Source organism: Paenibacillus ihuae (assembly GCF_001368795.1).
GTDB lineage: Bacteria > Bacillota > Bacilli > Paenibacillales > Paenibacillaceae > Paenibacillus_AQ > Paenibacillus_AQ ihuae.
On the sequence record NZ_LN831198.1, the window covers coordinates 395,546 to 402,899 of the forward strand.

General features: G+C 53.2%; 7 protein-coding genes. 2 read left to right on the forward strand and 5 right to left on the reverse strand.

What is annotated here, in order from left to right:
• Positions 1-84 precede the first annotated feature (84 nt).
• The 3 genes from AQR02_RS01820 to AQR02_RS01830 form a co-directional block, all read right to left on the reverse strand.
• Entirely contained in the window at positions 85-1,185 is a 1,101-nt protein-coding gene (locus AQR02_RS01820) for a GerAB/ArcD/ProY family transporter (protein WP_108721955.1), read from the reverse strand.
• Positions 1,186-2,817 (reverse strand): spore germination protein, encoded by a 1,632-nt coding sequence (locus tag AQR02_RS01825; protein ID WP_245237042.1) that lies wholly within the window; start codon positions 2,815-2,817, stop codon positions 1,186-1,188. It abuts the gene before it with no gap.
• A gap of 170 nt (positions 2,818-2,987) precedes the next feature.
• Positions 2,988-4,142 (reverse strand): phosphodiester glycosidase family protein, encoded by a 1,155-nt coding sequence (locus tag AQR02_RS01830; protein ID WP_054939138.1) that lies wholly within the window; start codon positions 4,140-4,142, stop codon positions 2,988-2,990.
• A 155-nt stretch (positions 4,143-4,297) separates the two neighbouring features.
• On the opposite strand from AQR02_RS01830, the gene AQR02_RS01835 reads away from it, so the two are divergent.
• Positions 4,298-4,876 (forward strand): histidine phosphatase family protein, encoded by a 579-nt coding sequence (locus AQR02_RS01835; RefSeq protein WP_054939139.1) that lies wholly within the window; start codon positions 4,298-4,300, stop codon positions 4,874-4,876.
• A 226-nt stretch (positions 4,877-5,102) separates the two neighbouring features.
• Complete coding sequence (locus tag AQR02_RS01840) at positions 5,103-5,900, forward strand: GGDEF domain-containing protein (protein WP_209444110.1); 798 nt, start codon at positions 5,103-5,105, stop codon at positions 5,898-5,900.
• Here the strand turns inward: AQR02_RS01840 and AQR02_RS01845 are convergent.
• Together AQR02_RS01845 and AQR02_RS33355 are read right to left on the reverse strand one after the other, a co-directional pair.
• The gene (locus tag AQR02_RS01845) at positions 5,897-7,144 is read right to left on the reverse strand and encodes an SLC45 family MFS transporter (protein ID WP_054939141.1); all 1,248 of its coding nucleotides are present in this window, start codon (positions 7,142-7,144) and stop codon (positions 5,897-5,899) included. The genes AQR02_RS01840 and AQR02_RS01845 overlap by 4 nt on opposite strands.
• Before the next feature lie 4 nt (positions 7,145-7,148).
• On the reverse strand, positions 7,149-7,354 hold a 206-nt coding region (locus tag AQR02_RS33355; protein WP_280818591.1), incomplete at its 5' end, for a glycerophosphodiester phosphodiesterase.

The window sequence follows — 7,354 nt, forward strand, 5'->3', positions numbered from 1 at the left end:
ATGTTCTTCTTGCTGCAAGCGAGGGCCGTCCCGCAGCAGGTAGTGACAAATTGGCTTCCGGCTGGATAGCCTGCTTCCGCTGCTTCATGTTTCATACTCCTTTCTTTTGGCTCTGGAGCGCTGGGACCGGTGAAGCAAAATGGCTGCCAGCGGTACAAGCACATTAAACAGGAAGAAGGTCACGAACCGGCCTTCCTTGTTATAGAGGTTCAGTTTGTCCATATTCTGCCAGGTGAACAGGCACTCCAAGGCGATTACTAGCCCCAAGGCTCCGATAAACGGCCGGCTGCTGCTTACCCGGAAGGTTTGCTTGAAGCACTCGACGGTTACAAACAGGAAGATGGAAAATTTGAGATAGATGGACAACACCCAATAGGAGGTGAACAGGATATCCAGCTTCTCGAAAAAAGTGCCGAAATGAACCACCCCTGCAGCCGCGAAACCCGGATAGGCGTTTAGCTTGATAAACTCAGGTCCGAACACCATTAACGCCGTAACCAGCGAAAAGAGCATCAGCAGGCCAACAAATAGAAGACCTGTCCATCCGGCGATCCTTGCCTTTTGCGGATCCTTGAGATACGGGGCCAGAAACAGCAGCACGGCCACTTCAGACATCCAGGTAGTCGGTGTAATGCTGGCCAGCGTCAATGAAGCCAGGGAGTGGTCAAACATCGGCAGCAGCTGGTGCACGTTCATTTCATCTATTAATCCGAACACGAACAGCGGCACGAAGAATACATAGAGCAGGATTATAATGCTGTTCACTCTGGCAATGGATTCGATGCCCTGTCTGACCATATAAATCGTAATGATCAGGATCAGGATGACCAGGACGGTCACAGGTGTGTTCAGCAGCACATTATCTTTAATGAAATTGACGAATTCCCGCAAGATCGTGGAGGTTGTATCCAGATAGAACTGCAGCATAAGAAGACCCAGTACTGTGGCTACGCCCGGCGAGCTTCTCTCACCCACCCATGTGAGAAAGGGAGCGCCGTTGCTTACACGGATGGCCGTTCCGACGATGGCAGCAACGATAAGTCCCGCCAGGGTGGAGAATAGAATGGAGAGTGGCGCGTCCTGTTCGGCGTAGTTGCTGATGATGACGGGGGAGAACAACGGTTGCTGTCGGCAGAATCGTGTTGATGACGAGCATGGCTGCCTGGGTGGTGCCGATCTTTCCATTCAAGCCTGATCCTCTCCCTGCGGTTTTTGTTGCTGCCCTGTTAGTTGCGCTTTCTTCTTCTGATTTTCGATCGACTGCGGTTTCAGATCCGGACCTTGTCTGCGCGTTTCTTTACCCAGGTCGGTCTTAGGCCGCATAGGCATATTCCAGAGCGGGACACGGATAAAGATATCTTTCAGGTAGCGCGGGATCATCGGAGCTACTGGTGACAGGTAAGGTACGCCGAACGAATACAGTCCTGCCAGATGGATCAGCAGCACCATCAAAAAGGACATAATGCCGAACAGACCGAGCGTAGCGGCAATCAGCATCAGTAAAAACCGGATCAGACGAATCGAGTTGGCGATAGCCAGTGAAGGAATAACAAAGTTGGAGATGGCGGTAAACGAGACGACGATAACCATCGCCGCCGATACCAGACCGGCAGAAACGGCAGCTTGTCCCAGCACCAGCGCTCCGACAATGGAAATCGCCGGACCAATGGTGCGGGGCATCCGGACTCCCGCCTCACGCAGCACATCGAAGGTGAGCTCCATGAGCAGCGCTTCTGCCAGCGCCGGAAGCGGTACCCCTTCACGCTGGGCGGCCAGACTGATCAGCAGTGTGGTCGGCAGCATTTCCTGGTGAAACGTGGTGACAGCAATATACAAGGCAGGCAGCAGCATAGAGACAAAGAAAGCGCCATAACGGATCAGCCGCAGAAAGGAAGAAATATCGTAACGCTGATAGTAATCTTCGCTGGATTGAAAAAAATTAAAGAAGGTGGACGGCGCTAGCAGCGCAAAGGGCGTACCGTCAATAATAATCCCGACCTGCCCCTCCAGAAGCCCTCCGGCCACCGCATCAGGGCGTTCCGTATTCTGAATGGTAGGAAACGGGGTCAGCCCGCCGTCTTGAATGAATTCCTCGATGTAATTGCTTTCCAGAATACTGTCCGTAATAATGCCGTTCAACCGGCGGCGGATTTCTGCAAGCACCTCTTCACTGGCAATTCCCTGCAGGTAGACAAGAGCTACACCCGTCCCGGTGCGCTGGCCAATTTTATATTCTTCTATCCGGAGTTCAGAGGTTTTGAGTCTTCGTCTGAGCATGGAGGTGCCGACCCGCAGGCTTTCGGTGAACCCTTCCTTGGGACCACGGATAACGCCCTGGGAAGTGGGTTCATTGACGCTTCTCTTCTCATAGCCGGAGGTGTCTGCGGCGAGCGCCATCGTAAGCCCGTTAAATAGAATCAGGGTGTAGCCCTCAAACAGCAAAGACAGCATATGCTCGACGGTTTTACCTTCCTGGACGCCCCCGATGGGCAGCATCTGGTCTTTAATCAGAGCATAGGCTTTATCTGCGGTGATGGCGTCACTTTTCAGTGTGACATGCTCCATCAGCGGCTGAATTACGGTCTGATTAACGGTATCTGCGTTGACGAGACCATCAATATAAATAAAAGCCAGAGCGAGAGAGCTTAACGATTCATTAGTGAATCTGCGGATGATCACATCCGAGCTTGTACCGATCCTTAGACGGATCTCCTGCAAAGTCTCATCGAGTGAGGGGCTCAAGGGACAAGGCGCGGAGATAAAAGTTTCAACAGGGTCCTTTTTATTCTTGCGGCCTTGCTTGGAATGAACGGGCACAGCTTCTCCTCCTTCACTGCTAATTCTGGATAAGGTGGGAGTATTATCCCCCGGCCGTTCATTCCTTATTCTGCCTGCTGTATGAAATTGGCGGACATGATAAAGAGGGTATCCGCAGGCCATATGCAGCCGCAGAACACCCTCTGAATGTTAAGCTTCTATGAATTTAATTACCGGGTACTGACAACCAGTGCATTACTGATCAGACGTCCCGGAGTGGTCAAATATTTCCCGTTATAATACAGGCCGCTGGAGGCACCGCCATCCAGATTCATCGCCTGATAAGCGCCTGCCTGCTTCATAATCTGAGCCAGCTGCGGGATGGTAGCCCCGCCGGTGGTCAGCAGGATCAGCTTGTGATCGCGGGTAAGGCCGAGTGCGCTGCGGGCTCCGCCGCCAGTCAATATTTTGGGGTCCTTGAAGCCTTCGGCGGCGACGTTCAGTGATACACTGCCATTAACCAGCAGCCGGGGACCGGCCTGCAGCGCCCCTTCAACGGTCCCGCGCTGGAACCGTGCGCTGAATTGACTGCCGGGAATCAGCTCAGCCAGCAGATTGCGGTCATAGGCAAATACCGTCCGGCGGTCACCGGGGCTGTTCTTCAGCATTTTGCCGCCGCTGATGATATAGCCATAAGGGGCTTTGTAGGCTCCTTCTGTATAAGCATCAAAAAAAGTTCCGTTGATCGCGGCAACGGCTCCGCTTCGTTTGGCAATGCTGCCGAGCGCTTCCGTCTTGCCGACCGTATTTCCGGCAAGTACAGCATCCAGCCGGACAGAAGGGTGTAGCAAAGAGACGGTAACTGTCTGCACAGAGAATGATCTGGAGCCGACTTTATATGTATGTTTCGCGCTGGTTACGGTAGAGGAGCCCGCCTTCATGAGCGTTCCGCTTAGCACCGGCAAGGTTGCTTCGGCACCGCCTAATGTGAGTGTAACGGAAGCGGGCTCTTTGTTCCATTCCAGCCCGATGCCAAGTGTCGTGCTGACAAGGGAGAGCGGAACATAGGTCGTGCCGTTCTCGCTGAAGGGCAGATCGCTTATTGGAACAGCTTTGCCGTTAACCGAAGCTGAAGCTTGGCCAAGGGTAAGGAGGAGCGAGTTTTTGTCTCCGGCAATTTCTATGGATTTCGCATCTGCAGTCAGACCCGCACGGAGGCCAAACAGACCGTTTAAGAAGCGCAGCGGGATAAATGAATGATTCCCTTTGTCCACATAGACGGCATTTTTAGGCGCTGCTGCGGCTGCCGCACCGGGCAGCAGGGAAGGAAGCGTGGTGAGCATTAGGAACAGGGACAGGACAAGGGTGAAGACTTTCTTAGACATGAACAGAATCTCCTTTTGACTTATTATGTATTGTCTTTATATCGTCAAATGAGGCTCTGCACTTAAATGTGCGTATAATGACATGCGCCTGTGTCGGATTTCGTATATAATTCTCTGATACTTGATTTCATTTTGCGCAAAGGCGGTTAGTTACAATGACAACAATTGGTTTAATCCGGCATGGTAGTACTTTATGGAATAAAGAAGGCCGAATACAGGGCCATACCGATAATCCCCTGGATGAAGAGGGCCTGGAGCAGGCAGCGGCTCTTGCGGAGCGGCTAAGTACGGAGAAATGGGACTATATTTATTCTAGCGACCTGCTCCGAGCAAGACAGACAGCAGAGGTTATCGCGGCAAGACTTGGTCTTTCTGTTGCAGGATGGGTACCGGGAATCCGGGAGATGGACGGCGGCTTGCTGGAGGGCACGACGGAGCAGGAACTTATAGAGCGCTGGGGAAAAGAATGGAGAACGCTGGAGCTGGGTCTGGAGAAGAATGAATCCGGCCGGCTCAGAGGGAGCCGGGCGATTGAAGAAATTGCGCAGCGGCATCCGGGCCGGCATGTACTGGTGGTCAGCCACGGCGCAATCCTCCGCAGCACCTTGAGCGGACTGGTGCCTGAACTGGATGTGAGTGTGTTCCTGAAGAATACTTCCCTCACATGGTTAGTCTATACCGGCACAACCTGGACCTGTGAGCTCTACAATTGCGTCAAACATATTGAGAATTAGACAGCTCAGCTATATCCTCCTCGCTATTCCAAATCATTCCATGGAGAAACGGACCTGACCTGCCGATAATAAGCATAATACTGATCACTTGCCTGTTTACAAGCTTTTACAGCTGCAGCTGTTCACTATGTTGTTTTTTCTATCTACATGTAAAAGGAAGTGTTCGAAAACGATGGAAGAAGCGCGGAATTATATGTTAGCCGTATTCTCAGTCCTTATTGCAGCTTTGACAGCTTACGCGATTCTCCGGCTCTCGCAGAATTTAGCAATTAAACATCAAAGAGCCCGTGCAGTGCGCACGAGCCTAATTATTCTTCTGGCCAGCAGCGGATTAGGCGGCATGCACCTGCTCGGCAGGGGGGCAGTAACCGGGCTTCAGCCGGCCGGCGGCAGCCTGTTCTTCGCATTGGCGCTCTACTTGCTGACCCTTACCTTGCTGCTGCTGCTGTTCACCCGGGCCCGCCAGGTGCTGGCCGAGAGGGATCAGCTTAAGGAGCTTGCGTACAGAGACAGCTTAACCAGCCTGTTCAATAAGAATGGAATGGATCACTTCTGGGAGCACTGCAAACCGAATGAACAGCTTGCCGTGCTGTATCTTGACCTGAACCGGTTCAAATCGATTAATGACAAGCTTGGCCATCATGCCGGTGATTTGCTGCTCCAGGCCGTCGGCGGGACGCTGAAGCAATTCTCGGCCAAGGGCAAGCGGCATATCTTCCGGATCGGCGGCGATGAATTCGTAATCATTGCGAAACGCTGCGGCCGTAAGGAGGCTGAACAGCTCGCCTTGCGAATTCTGGAGAAAACGACCCGGAATTATCAGCTCGAGCGGCATGAGCTGTTCGTGTCTGCCAGTATCGGCATTACGATCAGCCACGGCAGAATTGATCCCGCGCGTCTCCTGAAGGAAGCCGATTCGGCCATGTACCATGCCAAGCAGCTGGGCAGAGGCCGTTATGCGGTACACAAGCAAGGCAATGTCATTCAGCCGGTGAATGTGCTTGGCAGCTATAGAGCGAATTAATCAGCGGATTCTGCTGTGCCGTTACGTTGTCCATCCATCATGAACAGGCAGAGCAGGGCAACGGCCATGCTGCCTGCTGCCGCGTAGAACAGGACCGAGTAATCTGTCAGGTCGATCAGCAGCCCGAGCACCGGCGGGGAGCTGATCGCGGCAAGCGAGGAGACCAGATAATACATTCCGGTGCGGGTGCCGATGCTCTCCTCGGTTCCCGTAGCCACAACGTAAGGATAGGAATTAATATTGATGCAGGCCCAGAATATCCCGCCGGTTAGCAGCAGCCCCCGCAGCATAAGCAGATTTTCCGCAAAGCCCACCAAGGCAAAGACTGCCGTCAACCCGATAACGCCAGTAATAATCATTTTTTTCTTGCCGAACCGCCCGCCCAGCCAGCCGCTGGGGATCGCAAAGGCTACGAAGGCCAGCGAGAAGAACGTAAGCGAGAACGAAGCAGCCTTTTCACTAAGTCCCAGGTGATGTTTCCCGTACAAGGTAAATAAGGTTTCCACCCCCTGATAAGCCACGAACCAGAAAAAGATAGCCGCCAGCAGCCAAAAGGTCGTGCGGTCCAGCTGCTTCAGCAGCGAAATCCGCGCAGGCTTGAGCTGCGGAATGACGGCGTTATCCGGCAGCGGGGCGCTATTTTCTTGTGCCTGCAGACTGGAGCGGACGCTGTCCGTATTCACGCCATCCCGGTCCTCTTGAATGAAACGTGCTACGATCAGCAGGCAGAGCAGTGTAATCAGTCCGGCCACGAGGAACGGCAGTGCCGGGTTCGCATCATAGAGTATGGAACCGGCACCAAAGGCGAGAATCGATCCGACCCCGCCCATAAAGTTAACCAGCCCGTTGGCCTTCGTCCGCTGCGGCTCCGGTGTAATATCGGGCATCAGCGCAACGGTCGGCGAACGGTACAGGCTCATGGCCAGGTTCATCAGCATCATGAACAGCAGCAGGGTGAACAGTCCGCTATGGTATGGAATCAGGATCGTCAGCACGGCTGCCAGCGGCATTCCGATCAGCAGATAAGGCATTCTGCGTCCGTAGCGGCTGATGGTCCGGTCACTGCGGTTGCCGATCCACGGCTGCAGAAACAGTGCAAAATAATTATCGATCGTCATCATAAAGCTGATCAGTGCCACGCTGTTAACGTATTTTTCCAGAAAGAAAGGTACGAACGCATTATATAAGCTCCATGTGATGCTGATGCTGAAAAAACCGAAGCCCAGCAGCCAGACTTTTTTCACACCCTCACACTCCCTTGGCAGCAAGCAGACCGGAGAGCATATCCGGATAATCAGTTATTATTCCAGCTACCCCGGCATCGATTAATTCCTTCATCCGCCCGGGATCATTCACGGTCCAGGGATGATAGACCACATGATGTTCAGACGCTTCGGCCACGAATTCCGGCAGTACGGCATAGTGATAGGCATGCAGTGCATCAGCCTGCACGG

Coding starts and splice junctions, on each gene's coding strand:
- AQR02_RS01830 (WP_054939138.1), bottom strand. CDS start 4,142: ATGTCTAAGAAAGTCTTCACCCTTGTCCTGTCCCTGTTCCTAATGCTC.
- AQR02_RS01820 (WP_108721955.1), bottom strand. CDS start 1,185: ATGGAAAGATCGGCACCACCCAGGCAGCCATGCTCGTCATCAACACGA.
- AQR02_RS01835 (WP_054939139.1), top strand. CDS start 4,298: ATGACAACAATTGGTTTAATCCGGCATGGTAGTACTTTATGGAATAAA.